This is a genomic window from Sphingomonas sp. LHG3406-1 (assembly GCF_029637485.1).
Taxonomy (GTDB): Bacteria; Pseudomonadota; Alphaproteobacteria; order Sphingomonadales; family Sphingomonadaceae; genus Sphingomicrobium.
Genome location: NZ_CP069128.1, coordinates 1648558 through 1665569, shown reverse-complemented (window position 1 = coordinate 1665569; position 17012 = coordinate 1648558). Strand labels below are relative to the sequence as shown.

Below are 17012 nucleotides of genomic sequence, written 5' to 3'. Positions count from 1 at the left end.
GGCTTCCCAGCGGCGCCGACGGCGGCCACAATCAGGCGCTAGGCGAGCGCCTCGGCGATCAGCCTGCGGCTGTTCTCCACGCCATAAAGCGCGATGAAGCTGCCGAGACGGGGGCCCTGGCTCGATCCCAGCAACGTTTCATAGGCCGCCTGGAACCAGTCGCGTAGGCGTTCCTTGCCATAATGGCGCTTGCCGACCTCGAATACGCCGTTCTGGATTTCGTCGGCGGGCGTCTCGGCCGCGATCCCGCCGAGGAAGGCATCGAGGTCCTGCAATGCCGCCGCCTCGGCCTCGCTCGGCTTGCGCCGCCCGAGCGTCGGCACGACGAAGTCGCGCGCATAGGTGACGGCAAGGCCGATCAGCTCGTCCAGCTCCGGATTCGCTTCCGGCGACGTCCCCGGCGCATAGCGCTGGACGAACCGCCACGCCGTTTCCTTGTCCGCCACGCCGGGCAGCGAGGTCAGGTTCAGCAGCAGCCCGAAGGTGAGCGGCAGGGTCGCCGGCTCCGGCACCTTGCCGCCATGGATATGGTGGACCGGATTGCCGAGGCGCTGCTCGACCGGCTGCTCGGGCCAGCGGCCGCGGAACTGCCAATAGTCGTCCACCGCCCGCGGCACCAGGCCGAGGTGCAGGTTCTTCGCCTTCTTCGGCTCGCGGAAGAGGTAAAATTCCAGGCTCCGCTCGCCCCCGTACTTGAGCCAGTCGTCGATGGTCAGCCCGTTGCCCTTCGACTTGGAGATCTTCTCGCCCTTTTCGTCGAGGAACATCTCATAGTTGAACCCCTCCGGCGGGCGGGCGCCGAGGATGCGCGCGATCTTGCCCGACTGGATGGTCGAGTCGATCAGGTCCTTGCCCGCCATCTCATAGTCGACCCCAAGCGCGACCCAGCGCATCGCCCAGTCGACCTTCCACTGCAGCTTGCTGAGGCCGCCGAGCGCCGACTGCTCGACCTCGCTTCCGTCCTCGTCGGTGAAGGCGATGGTCCCGGCCTCGGCATCCACCACCCGCACCGGCACCTGCAGCACGCGCCCGCTGCTCGGCGACACGGGCAGCACCGGCGAGTAGGTCTGCCGCCGTTCCTCGCGCAGGGTCGGGAGCATGACTCCGAGGATGTCGTCGAAGTGGCGCAGCACCTGCCGCAGCGCCTCGTCGAAGCGGCCGGAGGTATAAGCGTCCGTCGCACTGACGAACTCATAGTCGAAGCCGAACCGGTCGAGGAACTGGCGCAGGAGCGCATTATTGTGGTGCGCGAAGCTCTCGTGGCAACCGAACGGATCGGGCACCCTGGTCAGCGGGCGCCCGAGATGCTCGGCCAGCATCGCGCCGTTCGGCACATTGTCCGGCACCTTGCGCAGCCCGTCCATGTCGTCGCTGAACGCGACCAGCCGCGTCGGCACGGCCCCGCCGGTCAGCGTCTCATAGGCGCGCCGCACCCAGGTCGTCCGCAGAACCTCGGTGAAGGTCCCAATATGCGGCAGGCCCGACGGCCCATAGCCCGTCTCGAACAGGATCGGTTCGCCGTTCGGCTTTCCCTCCGGATAGCGCGCCAGCAATTTGCGCGCTTCCTCATAGACCCAAGTCTTGTTGGCGAGGGCGGCAGCACGGATCGCGTCGTCGGTCATGCATGGCGCATGATGTGTTGCAGGTGCGAAGGCAAGGGGTCTGGAGGGCCACACGATCTACCGCCCCGCACGAACCGCCGCGCCCACGATCGTCACCTTCAAACCCGACCTGAGCTACCGCTTCTCCTGCTTATGTCCGCCTTGGACCCGGTGCGGACATTGGTGCCTCAGGCATCTGGCATCTGGCATTTCTCCGCGAGGCTCTCTAAGGGGCGTCAACCGCATGGACCCGGTGCAAGTCCGGGTGGCTATTCCGGCCGCCAATCCACCGGACAACATCACGCATGAAACCACCCAAGCGCCCATCGTGGCGCCGTGCGTCCTGATGTGGATTCCCCAATGACCGAACGTTCCGCTCGCCTTCGCCAGCAATGGCTTGGTGACACTGGCTCGCCCCGGCATGAACTGCTTGCCGGGATCGTCGTCGCGCTTGCCCTCATTCCCGAAGCGATCGGCTTCTCGATCATCGCCGGTGTCGATCCCCGCGTTGGCCTTTATGCATCCGTGGCCATCGCTATGGTCGTGGCCTTCACCGGTGGCCGCCCAGGCATGATCTCGGCCGCGACGGCGGCTGTCGCCGTTCTCGTGGTCCCGCTCGTTCGCGATCATGGTGTCGAACATCTGTTTGCCGCCACCATCTTGATGGGGCTGATCCAGATTGTCGCCGGTCTCGCCAGGCTTGATCTCCTCATGCAGTTCGTATCGCGGTCGGTGATCACCGGCTTCGTCAACGCACTCGCGATCCTGATCTTCATGGCCCAGCTGCCCCAGCTGACCAACGTGACCTGGCAGGCCTATGCGATGGTCGCTGCAGGTCTGGCCATCATCTATTTGCTGCCGCGCCTTACGAAGGCCGTTCCGTCGCCGCTGGTGGCCATCCTCGTCCTGTCGATCGTCTCGATCTGGACGCAGGCCCCGGTCAAAAGCGTAAGTGACATGGGCCAGTTGCCCGAAGGCCTTCCGAGCTTCGCCTTGCCCGACGTGCCGCTGACCCTGGAAACCCTGCAGATCATCCTGCCCTACTCGCTGGCAATGGCGGCGGTCGGGTTGCTGGAATCATTGCTGACGGCCCAGATCGTCGATGACATGACCCATACCGAGAGCGACAAGCGCCGCGAATGCGCGGGTCAGGGCACGTCCAACATCGCCGCTGCGCTGGTTGGCGGGATGGGCGGCTGCGCCATGATCGGTCAGTCGGTGATCAACGTTACTTCCGGTGGGCGCGGTCGACTGTCGACCTTTACCGCCGGCGCTTTCCTCCTGTTCCTGCTTGCTGTGCTTGGATCGTTCGTCGGCCAGATCCCGATGCCGGCGCTCGTCGCGGTGATGATCATGGTGTCGATCGGAACCTTCAGCTGGAACTCGATCCCCAACCTTCGTCACCATCCCTGGCCCTCGTCGGTGGTCATGCTGACGACCGTCGTCGTCGTGGTCGCAACCCATGATCTATCGATGGGCGTGCTTGCTGGCGTGCTGCTGTCGGGCATCTTCTTCGCTGGCAAGGTGCAACGCATGTTCGCGGTCGAGCGCACGGTCTCGCCCGATGGCGCCACCGCCACCTACCGGGTCTCGGGGCAGATCTTCTTCGCTTCGGTGGAGCGCTTCGTTCGCGCTTTCCAGGTCGAGGAGAGCGCTTCGATCATCCTCATCGACATGACCGCCGCGCACTTCTGGGACATCTCGGCTGTCGGGGCTCTCGACAAGATCGTTGCGCGCCTCCGCCGCGAGGGCCGGACGGTCGAAATGGTGGGCTACAACCGGGCAAGCGCAGACATCGTCGACAAGTTCGCGCTGCACGACAAGACAGGGTTCGAGATCGGCGCCGTGCCACACTGAAGGGGAAGGGAGCGGAGTCGGCACCCGCCAACGTCCGCTTCCCACCTCAGGCGGACATAAGCCCGCCCCTTGCAACGTAGGATTTTGCGTGACCAACTAACCCCAGCGGTTCACAGCCGCGCTCTTTCTCATTGCCGAACGACTTGTCCGAAAGGCCCCGCCGACCGCGCGCCGGCACCCCGCCACCGGTGACTTTTGTGACCTTGTTCATCTTCGCCTCCCGGCCGACAAGCAAAGTGGACGAGGTGGAATCCAAGGCAGGTTTCATTTTTTGCGCGGTCTCGCGCTCCTCTTCGTTGCCCTTCCGTTCTCATGGGGCCACATAGGGGCGAGTGTCTTCCTCCCTTGGCCTCCCCGCCCTCCACGCCTCCCATGCCGGCATCTGGCTGACCGGCCCCGACGGCGTGCGCGAGGCGTCGCGGGGGGAGGCGATCCGGGCGGTGTCGGACACACCGCACCTGCTCCTCAACGCGCCGCTGACCGGCCAGCGGCTCGGCTATGCGGAGGTGAGCGGGCTCGACCTTCTCGAGTTGTTCGCCTTCGTCCATCCGGCCCGTTTCGTGGTGCCGACCGTCGCCGGCTTCGCCTCGGCACTGGGGCTGGAGGCGCCGGAGGACGAGGCGGCGGGCGCGGCGCTGCTTCCCCTCATCGCCGAGCGCCTGCTTGCCGTCCTGGCCGATCCGACCTGGCCGGAGCGCGAGGGGGCTTGGACCAGCAACATGACCTTGCAGAGGCTTGGCTGGGGCTGGGCCGGGCTGATCGGCCAGCGCCTCAGGAAGCCCGAACGCGGCGAACGCATGCTCTTCTCACGGCTGGAGCAATGGGAAGAAGCGGCCGAGCGGCCCCCGGCCAAAGTGCTCCGCCTCGGCGACGGCGAGGCCGAAGCGCGGCTGGCGCAACTCACCGGCCGCGGGGCCGAGGTCCGCGAGGGCCAGCGCGCCTTCGCCGCCACTGCCGCCCAGGTCTTCGCCCCGCGCGACCGGCGCGACTCGCCCAATGTCCTGCTGGCCGAGGCAGGCACGGGCATCGGCAAGACCCTCGCCTATCTCGCGCCGGCTTCGCTGTGGGCCGAGAAGGCCGGCGGGGCCGTGTGGGTGTCGACCTACACCAAGGCGCTGCAGCGACAGCTCGATGCGGAAGGGCAGCGGATCATCCCCGACGCGGCGGAGCGCAAGAAGCGCATCGTCGTCCGCAAGGGCCGCGAGAATTACCTCTGCCTTCTCAACCTGGAGGACGCGCTGCAGGGGAGCTTTTCCGGCCGCGCGGCGGTGCTGGCGCAGCTGGTCGGGCGCTGGGCGGCCTATACGAAGGACGGCGACATGGTCGGCGGCGACCTGCCGGGCTGGCTTCCCAGCCTGTTCCGCCGCGCCGGCGCCACCGCGCTGACCGACCGCCGCGGCGAGTGCGTCTATGCCGGCTGCCCGCACTATCGCAAATGCTTCATCGAGCGGGCCGATCGGGCGAGCCGCGGCGCCGACCTCGTCATCGCCAACCACGCGCTGGTGATGGTCTCGGCCGCAAGCGGCCGGCTCGGCAACGGGCTCGAGCGGATCGTCTTCGACGAGGGACACCATCTGTTCGACGCCGCCGATTCGACCTTCGCCGTTGCCCTGACCGGGGCCGAGACGATCGAGCTTCGCCGCTGGATCGTCGGCCCCGAACGGAGCAGCCGTGGTCGTCGCCGCGGACTTGCGGCGCGGCTGATGGATGTCTGCTCCTATGACGAGGAAGGCGCGCAGGCGCTCGACGCGGCGGTGCAGGCGGCGCAGCTGATGCCGGGCGACGGCTGGCTTTCCCGCGTGGTCGAGGGACAGCCCTGGGGCCCGCTCGAAGCCCTCTTCGCCGCCGTGCGCGGGACGGTGCTGGCGCGGGCCCGAGCCGAAGACGCCGGCTACGGGATCGAAACCGAGCTCGCCGAGCCCGACGCGCCGTTGGTCGAAGCAGCGGCGGCCGCCCTGGTCGCAATCGAGTCGCTGCAGAAGCCGATGACCGCTTTGCGCCTGAGGCTGGAAGCGGTGCTGGAGGATGCGCCCGACTGGCTCGACGGAGCGGCACGGGCGCGGGTCGAGGGGGCGATCGCCGGCCTCAACTGGCGCGGCGGCGCGCTTCTGGCCTGGGCGCAATTACTGGCTCGGGTCGGCGGCGCGGCGGATCCGGATTTCGTCGACTGGCTGAGTGTCGATCGAGTGGAGGGACGCGAGCTCGACATTGGCCTCCAGCGTCGCTGGCTGGATCCCACGCGGCCGCTCGCCAGGGCGGTGATCGAGCCGGCGCAGGGCGTGCTCGTCACCTCCGCCACCTTGCGCGGCGGCGAGGAGCATTGGGAGGTCGCTGACGCGCGCACCGGTGCCGCCCACCTGCCCGCGCCGCCTGGGCAATTCCACGCGGCCAGCCCGTTCGACTATGCATCGAGCGCCGAGGTGCTGATCGTCACCGACGTCAAGCAGGGCGACCTGGCCGCCCTCGCCAACGCCTATGCCAAGTTGATCGCCGCGGGAGGCGGCGGGACGCTCGGCCTGTTCACCGCCATCGCCCGGCTGAGGGCGGTGCAGGCGCGGATCGCCGACCGCCTCGCCCGCGACCGGCTGCCGTTGCTCGCTCAGCATGTGGACCCGATCGACACGGGCACGCTCGTCGACATGTTCCGGGCCGATCCGCGCGCCAGCCTGCTTGGCACCGATGCCCTGCGTGACGGGGTCGACGTGCCGGGCGAGTCGCTTCGATTGGTGGTGATGGAGCGGGTACCTTGGCCGCGCCCGACGGTCCTTCATGCCGCGCGGCGCCTTGCGGGCGGCGGGTCTGCCTATGACGACCGGGTAGTCAAGGCACGACTGGCGCAGGCGTTCGGCCGGCTGATCCGCCGTCAGGGGGACCGCGGCACCTTCGTCCTCCTGTCGGCCGCCTGCCCCTCGCGCCTCCTCACGGCCTTTCCGCCCGGCGTCGTGGTGCGGCGCGTGACGCTGGAGGAGGCGGTTGAGCGGATCGCTGCGAGCGTGATCGCTCAGGACGGACGATCAGTCGGAGAGGGCCTTGCTGAGCGTGGTCCGCACCCGCTTGAGCGCCTCGACTAGATTCTCGCGAGGGTCGGCAGGCGGGGGAGTCGCGACGGCCGGCGAGGGCGCAGCGCCGCTCCTCAGCAGTTGCTGCACGCCCTTCACCGTATAGCCTTCGCGGTTGAGCAACTGGTCGATGCGCGCGACGAGGGCAACGTCCTCGGGCCGGTAGTAGCGGCGGTTGCCGGCGCGCTGGAGCGGCTTCAGCTGCGGGAAGCGGGTCTCCCAGTAGCGAAGGATGTGCTGCGCGATGCCGAGGTCGGCGGAAACTTCGCCGATGGTGCGAAAGGCCTGCGCGTCCTTGGGCCCGGAGGTGCCCGGCACGACTTATCCGCGCGCGATTCGGTCGCGCATGGTCTGACTGGCGCGGAAGGTCATAACGCGGCGCGGGGCGATCGGCACCTCCACACCGGTCTTCGGATTACGGCCGATCCGCTCGCCCTTGTCGCGGAGGATGAAGCTGCCAAAGCCCGAGATCTTGACGTTCTCGCCCTCGGCAAGCGCAGCGCACATGTGATGGAGAAGCCGCTCGACCATCGAGGCCGACTCGGCCCGGCTGAGCCCGAGCTTGCGATGCACGACATCGCCGAGATCAGCTCGGGTCAGAGTCCCGGCATGCATTTCGCCATTGTGCCCGCCACGCGGGACGCCTGCGTCGGCCATCCTATACTCCCGCCCTGTCGACGCGCCCCTGCTCGCGCCCCCATGGCTGCATAACGGATAAGGTCACCGTCGGCAAACAGACAATCAAGGGAAAAGACGTTTCCTGTCCAGCCGTTAAACGGAAAGTACCGCGGCGCCCCAGGTGAAGCCGCCGCCCATCGCCTCGAGTACCACCGTATCGCCGCGCTTGATCCGTCCGTCCTTCACCGCGACGTCGAGCGCCAGCGGCACCGAGGCGGCGGAAGTATTGGCGTGGCGGTCGACCGTCAGCACCACCTTGTCGGGCGACAGGCCGAGCTTGCGGGCGGTCGCGTCGATGATCCGGGCGTTCGCCTGATGCGGCACGACCCAGTCGACATCGTCCGGCGTAAGGCCCGCCTCCTCGAGCACTTCGCCGAGCACGTCGGCGAGGTTCACGACCGCATGACGGAAGACTTCGCGGCCCTTCATGCGCAGCTTGCCGACCGTCCCGGTGGTCGAGGGGCCGCCGTCGACATAGAGCATGTCGCCCCACTTGCCGTCGGCATGGAGCTTGGTCGCGAGGATCCCGCGCCCGTCCGTCTCTTCCGCGCGAAGCACCACCGCGCCGGCACCGTCGCCGAACAGGACGCAGGTGGTGCGATCTTCCCAGTCGAGGATGCGGCTGAAGGTCTCCGCGCCGATCACCAGCGCGGTCTTGGCATTGCCGCCGCGCAGCATCGAGTCGGCGACGGTCAGCGCGTAGAGGAAGCCCGTGCAGACGGCATGGACGTCGAACGCGATCGCGTCCTTGATCCCGAGCATGTGCTGGACTTTGGTGGCCGAGCTCGGGAAGGTCTGGTCGGGGGTCGCGGTGGCGAGCACGATGAGGCCGATGTCGGTCGCCTCGAGCCCGGCGTCGGCGAGCGCCTTGCGGCAGGCCTCCGCGGCGAGGCTGGCGGTCGTCTCGCCATCGCCGGCGATATAGCGGCTGCGGATGCCCGTGCGCTCGACGATCCACTCGTCGGACGTGTCCACCTGTGCGGCGAGTTCCGCATTGTCGACGCGCCGGGCGGGCAGCGCCGATCCGACCCCGAGGAAGACGCTACGAAGGGTCACTGGAAACGGTCGCTCCGGCAAAGGCATGGGCACGGAATTCGTCGAGGTCGGTGGTGACCTGGCGAACGATGTCGCCGCGCACCATGCGCGCCGCGACGGCGATGGCATTGGCGATGCCCTTGGCGGTCGCCCCGCCGTGGCTCTTCACGACAAGGCCGTTGAGGCCGAGGAAGACCGCGCCATTGTGGTTGTTGGGATCGAGATGGACCTTGAGCATGTGCAGCGCTGGCTTTGACAGGGCGAACCCCGCCTTGGAGCGCAGCGATGACGTGAAGGCGCGGCGCAGGAGGTCGGTGACGAAGCGCGCCGTTCCTTCCGCGGTCTTGAGCGCGATGTTGCCGGAAAAGCCGTCGGTCACCACCACGTCGACATTGCCGCGCGACAATTGGTCGCCTTCGGTGAAGCCGTTGAAGGCGAGGGGGAGGTAGGTCGCCTCGCGCAGCATGGCGGCGGCTTCCTTGAGCTCGTCGGTGCCCTTCAGTTCCTCGGTGCCGATGTTGAGCAGCTTCACCCGCGGGCGCTTGAGGCCGAGCGCGGTGCGCGCATAGGCGGCGCCCATGACGGCGAACTGGACAAGGTTCTGCGCGTCGCACTCGGTGTTGGCGCCGAGATCGAGCATGACGCAATCGTGGCTGCCGAGCGTCGGCAGCAGGGCGGTCAGCGCCGGACGGTCGATTCCGGGCATGGTGCGCAGCGCGAGCTTGCTCATCGCCATCAGCGCGCCGGTGTTGCCGGCCGAGAGAGCCGCGTCGGCGGCGCCTTCCTTTACCGCATTGATGGCAAGACCCATCGACGTGGTGCGGGCGCGGCGGAGCGCCTGGCTCGGCTTCTCGTCGCCGGCGATGCTGTCGGGCGCGTGGAGGATGGTGGCGCTGCCCGCCGGAAGCGCAAGGCGCTCGAGCTGGGGAGCGAGGAGCGCCTCGTCGCCGACGACGGTGAAGCGGAGCGAGCGGTCGGCGCGGAGGGCGCGCTCGATCCCGCCCAGCATCGCTGCCGGACCGGCATCGCCCCCCATGGCATCCACTGCAATCCGCGGAGCGCTCATAGCGTGGGCGCTGGCGGTTCCGCGATTCACGTCAGCGAAGCTCTTCAGGCCTCGGTCGAAACGATCTCGCGGCCGTTATAATGGCCGCAGGCCTGGCAGAGATTGTGCGGGAGCTTGAGCTCGCCGCAGTTCGGGCATTCCTGGAAGCTCGCCGGGGTCAGCGCATGATGGCTGCGGCGCATGTTGCGCTTCGAGGGCGAGGTCTTTCTCTTGGGGACGGCCATTGCGGCACCTGTTCTAAGCTGTTGCGGTCAAAAAAGAAGGCGACGGTCCTTTGCCGAGCTCAACCGGGCACGGAGCCCGAGGCGGCGAGGGATCGTCGCGAACGATGGGGGCCTATAGCGCAAAGTGCGGGGGAAGCAAGCTTGGGGTCTTTCGAGGCCGCCGCGACAAAGAGGAATCTGGCAGACGCGCACTTTGCCCGGATCATCCATGCTGTCCGCGTCGCCGGCCGTGCGGAAAAAGAAATTCCGTCTTGGATTTCACTTTGTCCACTTCGCGCCCCGGCGTTGCGGGCATCGTTCGGCGTCGTGAGGGGCATTCGTCCGCATCCGCCGGAGCAGAGCGGACCAAATCCTATAGTTCAAGGCGTTGCGCATCGACTCCCGGGATTCCGGCCGGCGCCGGGACGGTGCTCAGACGAGAACGGAATCGCCGACGAAGGGATTGCTTGCCCGTTCGCGCTCGAAGCTGCTCATCGGGCCATGGCCCGGGATGAACACCGTCTCGCCGCCGAGCGGCCACAGCTTGTCCCTGACCGAATCGAGCAGCGCCTGGTGGTCGGACAGGGGAAAGTCGGTGCGGCCGATCGAGTCCGCGAACAGCACGTCGCCGACAAGGGCCAGGCTGGAGGGCGGATGGTGGAAGATGACGTGGCCCGGCGTGTGGCCGGGGGTGTGGTAGACGTCGAGCACGAGGTCGCCGACGGTCACCTGCTCGCCGTCGGTCAGCCAGCGGTTCGGCTCGAACGGCGAGGCATCGATGCCATAGGCCGCGCCATCGTCCGCCAGCCGGGCGATCCAGAACAGATCATCCATGTGCGGGCCTTCGATCGGCACGCCAAGCTCGGCCGCGAGCTGCCCCGCCTGTCCGCAATGATCGATATGGCCGTGGGTGAGGATGATCTTCTCGACCGTCACCCCGGCCTGGGCGACGGCGGCCCGGAGCTTCGGCAGGTCGCCGCCCGGATCGCACAAGGCCGCCTTGTTCGTCGCCGTGCACCAGAGGAGGGTGCAATTCTGCTGGAGCGGAGTGACCGGGATCACCATCGCCTTGAGCGGCGGATCGCTGTCGGAGCTCACTTGAGAAGGGTCTGCTGCCAGAACTGCAGGGTCGACCAGAACAGATAGTCCTGGTTCTCCTTCTTGCCGAAGCCGTGCCCTTCGTTCTCGCCGACCATGTACCAGGTCGGCGCGGCGCCCGGGCGGGCGTTCAGGCCGGCAACGATCTGGTCGGCCTCCGACTTGGGCACGCGCGGGTCGTTGGCGCCCTGGACGACGAAGACGGGCGCCTTGATCTCGCCGATTCGGCGGAGCGGGCTGATCTCCTGCAGCTTGGCGCGCTGGGCAGGATCGCGCTCGTCACCATATTCGACCCGGCGAAGGTCGCGGCGGTAGCTTTGCGTATTTTCGAGGAAGGTGACGAAGTTGGAGATGGCGACGTTGCAGAGCGCGCCCTTGAAGCTGTCGGCGTAGCGGATGGCCGAGGCGTAGCACATGTAGCCGCCGTAGCTTCCGCCGGTCACCGCCATGCGGTTGGCGTCGATCGCCGCATCCTTCTTCAGCGCGTCGAGGAAGGCACCGATGTCCTTGACCGAATCCTCGCGCTTGAACGGACCGTTGTCGAGGCTGACGAAGCGCTTGCCGAAGCCGGTCGAGCCGCGGACGTTGGGCAGGAAGACGGCGATGCCGAGCTCGTTGATCAGGTAATTGTCGCGGCCCTGGAAGCCGGGGCGCTCCTGCCCTTCCGGCCCGCCGTGGATGTCGACGATCACCGGCCGCTTGCCGGGGAATTTGGCCGGGTCGGGGCGGTAGAGGAAGCCCGAGACCTTCTCGCCGTCGAAGCTCGCGACCTCGATCAGCTGGGCTTCGGGGTTGCGGGAAAAGTCGAGGCCGCCGGTCTCGCTCTGGGTCCAGCGGGTGAGCTTGCCGGTGGCGGGGTTGAGCGACCAGGCGTCGGCCGGGCCCTTGGCCGAGTTGAAGGTGAAGCCGAGTTCGCCCCACGGCGCGAACTCGAGCCCGCCGGCGACTCCGACCGGGAGACCCTGCACCTGCCGCGCGCGGCCACTGGCGACGTCGAGCAGGTAGAGGCGGCTGATGCCGGCCTCGTTGGTCATGTAGGCGATGGTGCGGCCGTCTTCGGAAATGTCGAACTCGTCGATGTCCCAGCGGCCGGCGTTGGCGACCGGGGTGAAGCGGCCGGTCGCGGGGTCGAGGCGGCCGAGCCGCTGGACGTCGCTGTCCTCGTCGGAGAGGACCCACAGCGCGCCGCCGGGCGCGAACTGCGCGCCGCCGAAGGCGATGTCCTTCTTGTGGTCGCCGATCGGGGTAAGCTGGCGGGTGGCGAGGTCGAGAAGATAGGGGTCGGAGTTGGTGACCTGCTGGTAGTTCAGCACCAGCGCCCTCGCATTGCCCGGCGCGAAGGCGGCGATGCCCCAGCCGCCGCCCTTGACCTCGGCGACCATGCGGTCGGTCTTCGGATCGCGCGGATCCATCACGTAGAGGTCGGTGTCGGTGCCGTTGCGGCGGGTTGAGGAATAGCCGATCAGCTTGCCGTCCTTGCTCCAGCTGCCGATGCCGTTGCGGCTCTTGCCGTCGGTGAGCAGGGTCAGGCGGCCGGCGTCGAGGCGGTAGATCTGGAAGATTTCGTTGCCGCCAATGTCCTTCTGGATGGCGAGGACGTCGCCCGACGGCGCCCAGCTGCCGCCCACCGGCTCGGCTTCGAAGGTGATCTGCTGGCGGTCCATCATCGGGCCGGCGACGCGGTGGAGCTGGGGCACGTTGCCGAAGCGGGTGCGGACCAGCATCGAGCGGTCGCGGCTGTTCCAGCCCGCGAAGCCGGCGGAGCGCAGCTCCTGGTAGGCGCGGGTGCGGGCGGCCAGCTCGGCCGGAACCGGCGGCACCGCCTGGACGGTGAGCGCGGCGGGCTTCGGCGCGGCGGCGGCGGGCGCCTGGGCGAAGGCCGGGACGGCGACGAGGGCGGTGGACGCGGCGAGCGCGAGCGTGATCCGGTTCAGCATGAGCGAAGTTCCTATTTGCTGGCGGCCGGCTTCTCAAGCACGGCCATGGACGGGGGTAGGTCCTTCATCGAACGGGCGGTCGCCTCGGCGCCCCGGAGCGCGCGGAGCACGTTGCCGCCGGCGAGCCTGGCGAGGTCGGCGTCGGACCAGCCGCGGCGGATCAGTTCGGCGAACAGGCGGGGATAGGCCTCGACGCCCTCGAGCCCGACCGGCGTGCGCGGAATGCCGTCGAGATCGCCGCCGATGCCGACATGGTCGACGCCGGCGATCCGGACGACATGCTCGATATGGTCCGCGACGTCCTTGATCCCGACCACGGGGCGGGGGTTGGCCGCGACCCAGGCTTCCATGCCCCTGGTGACGGCGGCGGCATTGGCGCGATTGTAGGTCTTGAGGCGGGCTTCCTCAGCGGCGAATTCGCCGTCCCACTTCCACATGGCCTGGCTGAGGAAGCTCGGCACCCAGGTCACCATCACCACGCCGCCATTGGCCGGCATCAGCCGCAGCACGTCGTCGGGCACGTTGCGCGGGTGGGGGTTCACGCCCGCCGCGCTGGAATGGGAGAAAATGACCGGTGCCCTGGAGGCAGCGATGGCGTCGCGCATGGTGGCGGCGCTGACGTGGCTGAGGTCGACCAGCATGCCGAGGCGGTTCATCTCCTTCACCACCTCGAGGCCGAAGGGCGACAGGCCGTCATACCTCGGCTCGTCGGTGCCGGCGTCGGCCCATTCGGTCGTCTGGTTGTGGGTGAGGGTCATGTAGCGGACGCCGAGGTCATAGAAGCGGCGCAGCGCGGCCATGCTCCCGCCGATCTGCCGGCCGCCCTCGATCCCGAGCATGGAGCCGATCCGCCCGGCCTTGTGCGCGGCGACCATCTCGTCGGCGGTGCGGACGAAGCGAAGGTCGTTCGGGTAGGAATCGATGATCCGGTGGGCGGTATCGATCTGTTCGAGCGTGACCCGGACCGCCTCGTCGCCGAGGATCGTGCCGCTGATGTAGACTGACCAGAACTGCCCGCCGACGCGGCCGGTGCGGAGCCGGGCCATGTCGGTCATCAGCGGCGGGGTCCATTTGTCGGTCCCGCTGGCGAGGCCCTCGACCTTGCTGCCGAAATCCTCCCGCAGCGCCCAGGGCAGGTCGTTGTGCCCGTCGATAAGCGGCGTCCGCTTGAGGATCCGGTCGATCCGTTGCTGGACCTTGGGTTCGATCGGCTGGGCCATGGCGGGAACCGTTAGCAGGCTCGCGGCGGCGAGCAGAAGGGACATGCGCATATGCACCAGCTTTACGGAGCGGCGCGGCGCTTGCAAACGCTGGTTTGTGAAAGCGCCATTTCTCCTCTTCGACGACGCCCGTCCGGGCGGCCACGCGCGACTCTATCGGCAGCCGGTGGGGGAGATCGTCGCGCGGACGATGGACGAGGTGGTGCCGGCGCTCGCCGCGCTTCAGCAGGCGGTGCGTGGCGGGGCCCATGCGGCGGGCTTCCTCGCCTATGAAGCGGGCTATGCGCTCGACCCGGCGCTGGCCGGCGCTGCCCGGCAGGGGAAGGGACCGCTGCTGTGGTTCGGGCTGTTCGACGGGCATGAGGCGGTGGAGGCCGAGGCGCTGCTGCCGGACCCGGCGGGCGCCATCGCCGGAGCGCCGGAGCCACTGGTCGCGAGGGGCGACTATCTTGCGGCGGTCGAGCGGGTCCACGGGCAGCTTCGCGCCGGCGGCTATTATCAGGCGAACCTCACCTTTCCGTGCCGGGTGGCGGTGGCCGGCAGCCCGGCCGCGCTTTATGCACGGCTGAGGCGCTCGGCCGCCGCCGGTTGGGGCGCGCTGATCCGGCATCCGGAGGGCTGGCTGGCGAGCCTCAGCCCCGAGCAATTCTTCACCATCCGTGACGGTGTGATCGAGGCGCGTCCGATGAAGGGCACGGCCGGGCCGCTGGCGGACGACGCCGTCCTCACCGCCGACGCCAAGAGCCGGGCGGAGAATCTGATGATCGTCGATCTCCTCCGCAACGACCTCGCGAGGGTGGCGGAGGCAGGCAGCGTCGCAGTACCCGAACTGTTCGCGATCGAACGCTATCCCACGGTCACGCAGATGGTCAGCCGGGTGACGGCGCGGCTTCGGGACGGGCTCGATGCGGTCGACGTGCTGCGCACCATCTTCCCCTGCGGATCGGTGACGGGCGCTCCCAAGGTGGCAGCGATGCTGGCGTTGCGGGTGCTCGAGCCGTCGCCGCGGGGCGCCTATTGCGGGGCGGCGGGGTGGATCGAGCCGGGTGGCGATGCGCGCTTCAGCGTGCTGATCCGAACGCTCCAGATCGGGAGCGATGCGGGCGAAGCGATGCTTGGGCTCGGTTCCGGGCTTGTGGTGGACTCCATTGCGGTGGATGAATGGGCCGAATGCCTGTCCAAGGGAGCCTTCGTGTCGCGTGACCGCCAGTCCATCGACCTGATCGAGACCATGCGCTTCGACCCGCATGACGGGATGATCGAACTCGACCGGCACCTCGATCGGATGAAGGCTTCGGCGGCGGCGCTCGATTTCCGCTTCGACCGGCATGCGGCCCGCAACGAGCTTCAGGCGGCGACCTTCGGGCGGCGGGCGTCCGGCGTCGCCCGGCTGCTGCTGTCGCCGACCGGGACCATGGCGGTGGAGGTGCGGCCGCTGCCGCGGCTCTCGGCCGAGCCGCTGTCGGTCAAGGTGGTGCCCTTGCCCGTGCCGGCCGACGACTATCGCTTGCGCTTCAAGACCACCGACCGCGCCTTCTACGACGAAGCGCGGACCGCCAGCGGGGCGGACGAGGTGATCTTCGCCGACCCCGACGGGCGCCTCACCGAAGGCAGCTTCACCTCGGTCTTCGTCGAGAAGGAGGGAATGCTCGTCACCCCGCCGCTCGCCCGCGGGCTGCTTCCCGGCGTGCTGCGCGACACATTGATCGCGAACGGAAAGGCGATCGAGGGCGACCTTCGCGAGGACGACCTGCGCGAGGGCTTCCTTGTCGGCAATATCGTGCGCGGGCTGATGAAGGCGCGGCTGGCGGACTGATCAGGCGGCAAGCGGAAAGCGGAGCAGCCGGTCCTTCACGGGCACGAGCGCGGCCGCCGGCTGGCCGACCTTGCGCAAAATCTCGGCATGATGGGCGTCGAGCCCGCCGGTCAGCGCGCCGAACGCCGGAAGGATCAGCTTCGACCCGCTGGCGACGAAGCAGCGGCGGCTCACTTGCCGGCCCTTGAGGTGGAGGCGGAGCTTGGGATGGTAGTGACCCGACATCTCGGGCCGGTGGTCGCTGGTGTCGGCCTCGTGGCGGAGCACCAGCCCGTCCAGCTCCACTTCCCCGGCGAGCGTCCCGCCGCAATGGTCGGCGAAGCCCGGATCGTGGTTGCCGAGGATCCAGGTCCAGTCGAGGCGGGCGGTCAGCGCCAGCAGCATGGTGCGGGCCGCCTCCGGCAGGCGGTCGCAGCCGAAACGGTCGTGAAAGCTGTCGCCGAGGCAGTAGAGCCCCTGCGCGCCGGTGCGATCGACGATTTCCGTCAGCGCCGCGAGGGTCGCCTGGCTGTCATAGGGCGGCAGGAACTGGCCGAACTTGGCGAACCAGCTCGCTTTCTCGAGGTGCAGGTCGGCGACCAGCAGGGCGCGGCGGGCGGGCCACCAGAGCGCACCCTGGGGATCGGCGAGGAAATCATGTCCGGCGAACGAAAGGGGAACCATCGGCTTGCCGCTTAGCAACGGATCGGCCGGACTAATAGCCGCGATGCACGACATGATCGCGAAGGGCGCGGGCGTCGTGCAGCGCATTGTGCGGGACGGCGCTGTTGCGGGCGGTGGAGAAGCCGGCGAGGTTGAGCAGGCGGAAGCTCATCGCCGGCACCGTCACCATCTCGCCCGGCCCGGTCATCAGCAGCCGACAGAAATAGGCGATGTCGTCCGGCCAGTCGGCGAGGATCTCGACGTCGTCGAAGGCTTCGAACCAGCGGGCGAGCTCGCGCGCGACGCTGGCGCGCGGCTGGGGCTCGGCCCTCAGCGCCTGGGGGACAGTGTCGAGATAGGGAATGACGTGGCGCTCGACCCAGTCGATGCAGGGGCGTTCATGCTCCACCACCGCATAATATTCCTCCCCGCCGTCGGCCGGGACGAGGGCAAGGCTGATCAGCGGTCCGCCGAAGCCGTCGAATTCGCAGTCGAGGAAGTAGCGCATCGGAGGGCCTAGCGCGGCGCCACGCTGCTGCAATCGTCCTGCGGCAGCGGCCGTCCCTTGCGGCAGCGTTCCTCCAGCTTGCGCCGCTCGCGGCCGAGGCGTTCCTCCTCCTCGCGGATGGCGCGGCCGCGCTTCTCGTCGGCTTCTGACTGGCTGGTCGTCGCGGCGTCAACGCCGGCGGACACGACCTTGACTGGCAGGGTCACGACGTCGACCGCGGTGCGGGCGACCGTGCAGGCCCCGAGGACGGGGGCAAGGAGCAGGACTGGCAGAAAGCGCATCGGCTGCGCTT

Annotated in this window: 15 protein-coding genes and 1 other annotated feature; of the genes, 3 read left to right on the top strand and 12 right to left on the bottom strand. The window is 68.5% G+C overall.

The annotated features are described in order from the left end of the window. Positions 1-38: 38 nt before the first annotated feature. On the bottom strand, positions 39-1622 hold the full coding sequence (locus JOY29_RS08115; protein WP_300973023.1) for a lysine--tRNA ligase: 1584 nt from the start codon (positions 1620-1622) through the stop codon (positions 39-41). A 222-nt stretch (positions 1623-1844) separates the two neighbouring features. After that, positions 1845-1900, top strand: a sequence feature (sul1 is cis-regulatory element that is thought to sense ions involved in sulfur or methionine metabolism; They are found in Alphaproteobacteria). 61 nt (positions 1901-1961) lie between these two features. Between JOY29_RS08115 and JOY29_RS08110 the strand changes: the two genes are divergently transcribed. Both JOY29_RS08110 and JOY29_RS08105 read left to right on the top strand, forming a co-directional pair. Beyond that, on the top strand, positions 1962-3458 hold the full coding sequence (locus tag JOY29_RS08110; protein ID WP_300973022.1) for a SulP family inorganic anion transporter: 1497 nt from the start codon (positions 1962-1964) through the stop codon (positions 3456-3458). A gap of 332 nt (positions 3459-3790) precedes the next feature. Continuing rightward, positions 3791-6529 (top strand): ATP-dependent DNA helicase, encoded by a 2739-nt coding sequence (locus JOY29_RS08105; protein ID WP_300973021.1) that lies wholly within the window; start codon positions 3791-3793, stop codon positions 6527-6529. Here JOY29_RS08105 and JOY29_RS08100 read toward each other — a convergent pair. From JOY29_RS08100 to JOY29_RS08065, 8 genes are all read right to left on the bottom strand, one after another. Next, a complete protein-coding gene (locus JOY29_RS08100) occupies positions 6473-6835 on the bottom strand; it encodes a MerR family transcriptional regulator (protein ID WP_300973020.1) in 363 nt (120 codons plus the stop codon). The genes JOY29_RS08105 and JOY29_RS08100 overlap by 57 nt on opposite strands. Positions 6836-6838: 3 nt before the next feature. Then, on the bottom strand, positions 6839-7174 hold the full coding sequence (locus JOY29_RS08095) for an integration host factor subunit alpha (protein WP_300973019.1): 336 nt from the start codon (positions 7172-7174) through the stop codon (positions 6839-6841). A gap of 114 nt (positions 7175-7288) precedes the next feature. Next, complete coding sequence (locus JOY29_RS08090) at positions 7289-8251, bottom strand: beta-ketoacyl-ACP synthase III (protein ID WP_300973018.1); 963 nt, start codon at positions 8249-8251, stop codon at positions 7289-7291. Continuing rightward, complete coding sequence (gene plsX, locus JOY29_RS08085; RefSeq protein WP_300973017.1) at positions 8238-9296, bottom strand: phosphate acyltransferase PlsX; 1059 nt, start codon at positions 9294-9296, stop codon at positions 8238-8240. Before plsX ends, JOY29_RS08090 begins: the two co-directional genes overlap by 14 nt. A gap of 44 nt (positions 9297-9340) precedes the next feature. Next, positions 9341-9520 carry a 50S ribosomal protein L32 gene (gene rpmF / locus JOY29_RS08080; RefSeq protein WP_029941941.1) on the bottom strand — a complete coding sequence of 60 codons (180 nt, stop codon included), beginning with the start codon at positions 9518-9520 and terminating at the stop codon, positions 9341-9343. Between the two features lie 411 nt (positions 9521-9931). Further along, a complete protein-coding gene (locus JOY29_RS08075) occupies positions 9932-10564 on the bottom strand; it encodes an MBL fold metallo-hydrolase (protein ID WP_300975509.1) in 633 nt (210 codons plus the stop codon). A gap of 29 nt (positions 10565-10593) precedes the next feature. Continuing rightward, complete coding sequence (locus JOY29_RS08070; protein ID WP_300973016.1) at positions 10594-12534, bottom strand: prolyl oligopeptidase family serine peptidase; 1941 nt, start codon at positions 12532-12534, stop codon at positions 10594-10596. Between the two features lie 11 nt (positions 12535-12545). Then, a complete protein-coding gene (locus JOY29_RS08065) occupies positions 12546-13805 on the bottom strand; it encodes a dipeptidase (protein WP_300973015.1) in 1260 nt (419 codons plus the stop codon). A gap of 46 nt (positions 13806-13851) precedes the next feature. On the opposite strand from JOY29_RS08065, the gene JOY29_RS08060 reads away from it, so the two are divergent. After that, positions 13852-15570 carry a chorismate-binding protein gene (locus JOY29_RS08060; RefSeq protein WP_367280010.1) on the top strand — a complete coding sequence of 573 codons (1719 nt, stop codon included), beginning with the start codon at positions 13852-13854 and terminating at the stop codon, positions 15568-15570. Here the strand turns inward: JOY29_RS08060 and pdeM are convergent, their stop codons facing one another. The 3 genes from pdeM to JOY29_RS08045 are packed head-to-tail and all read right to left on the bottom strand — an operon-like array spanning position 15571 to position 17001. After that, positions 15571-16233, bottom strand: coding sequence for a ligase-associated DNA damage response endonuclease PdeM (gene pdeM, locus JOY29_RS08055; protein WP_300973013.1), 663 nt, complete (start codon positions 16231-16233; stop codon positions 15571-15573). It lies immediately after the preceding gene. A gap of 31 nt (positions 16234-16264) precedes the next feature. Next, a complete protein-coding gene (locus JOY29_RS08050) occupies positions 16265-16720 on the bottom strand; it encodes a 3'-5' exoribonuclease (protein WP_300973012.1) in 456 nt (151 codons plus the stop codon). Positions 16721-16728: 8 nt separating this feature from the next. Beyond that, positions 16729-17001, bottom strand: a complete 273-nt coding sequence (locus tag JOY29_RS08045) for a hypothetical protein (protein WP_300973011.1) — start codon at positions 16999-17001, stop codon at positions 16729-16731. Positions 17002-17012: the final 11 nt, after the last annotated feature.

Excerpts from the sequence above, each read along its gene's own strand:
- JOY29_RS08115 (WP_300973023.1), bottom strand. The coding sequence starts at position 1,622 with ATGACCGACGACGCGATCCGTGCTGCCGCCCTCGCCAACAAGACTTGG.
- JOY29_RS08110 (WP_300973022.1), top strand. The coding sequence starts at position 1,962 with ATGACCGAACGTTCCGCTCGCCTTCGCCAGCAATGGCTTGGTGACACT.
- JOY29_RS08095 (WP_300973019.1), bottom strand. The coding sequence starts at position 7,174 with ATGGCCGACGCAGGCGTCCCGCGTGGCGGGCACAATGGCGAAATGCAT.
- plsX (WP_300973017.1), bottom strand. The coding sequence starts at position 9,296 with ATGAGCGCTCCGCGGATTGCAGTGGATGCCATGGGGGGCGATGCCGGT.
- rpmF (WP_029941941.1), bottom strand. The coding sequence starts at position 9,520 with ATGGCCGTCCCCAAGAGAAAGACCTCGCCCTCGAAGCGCAACATGCGC.
- JOY29_RS08075 (WP_300975509.1), bottom strand. The coding sequence starts at position 10,564 with ATGGTGATCCCGGTCACTCCGCTCCAGCAGAATTGCACCCTCCTCTGG.
- JOY29_RS08070 (WP_300973016.1), bottom strand. The coding sequence starts at position 12,534 with ATGCTGAACCGGATCACGCTCGCGCTCGCCGCGTCCACCGCCCTCGTC.
- JOY29_RS08065 (WP_300973015.1), bottom strand. The coding sequence starts at position 13,805 with ATGCGCATGTCCCTTCTGCTCGCCGCCGCGAGCCTGCTAACGGTTCCC.
- pdeM (WP_300973013.1), bottom strand. The coding sequence starts at position 16,233 with ATGGTTCCCCTTTCGTTCGCCGGACATGATTTCCTCGCCGATCCCCAG.
- JOY29_RS08050 (WP_300973012.1), bottom strand. The coding sequence starts at position 16,720 with ATGCGCTACTTCCTCGACTGCGAATTCGACGGCTTCGGCGGACCGCTG.
- JOY29_RS08045 (WP_300973011.1), bottom strand. The coding sequence starts at position 17,001 with ATGCGCTTTCTGCCAGTCCTGCTCCTTGCCCCCGTCCTCGGGGCCTGC.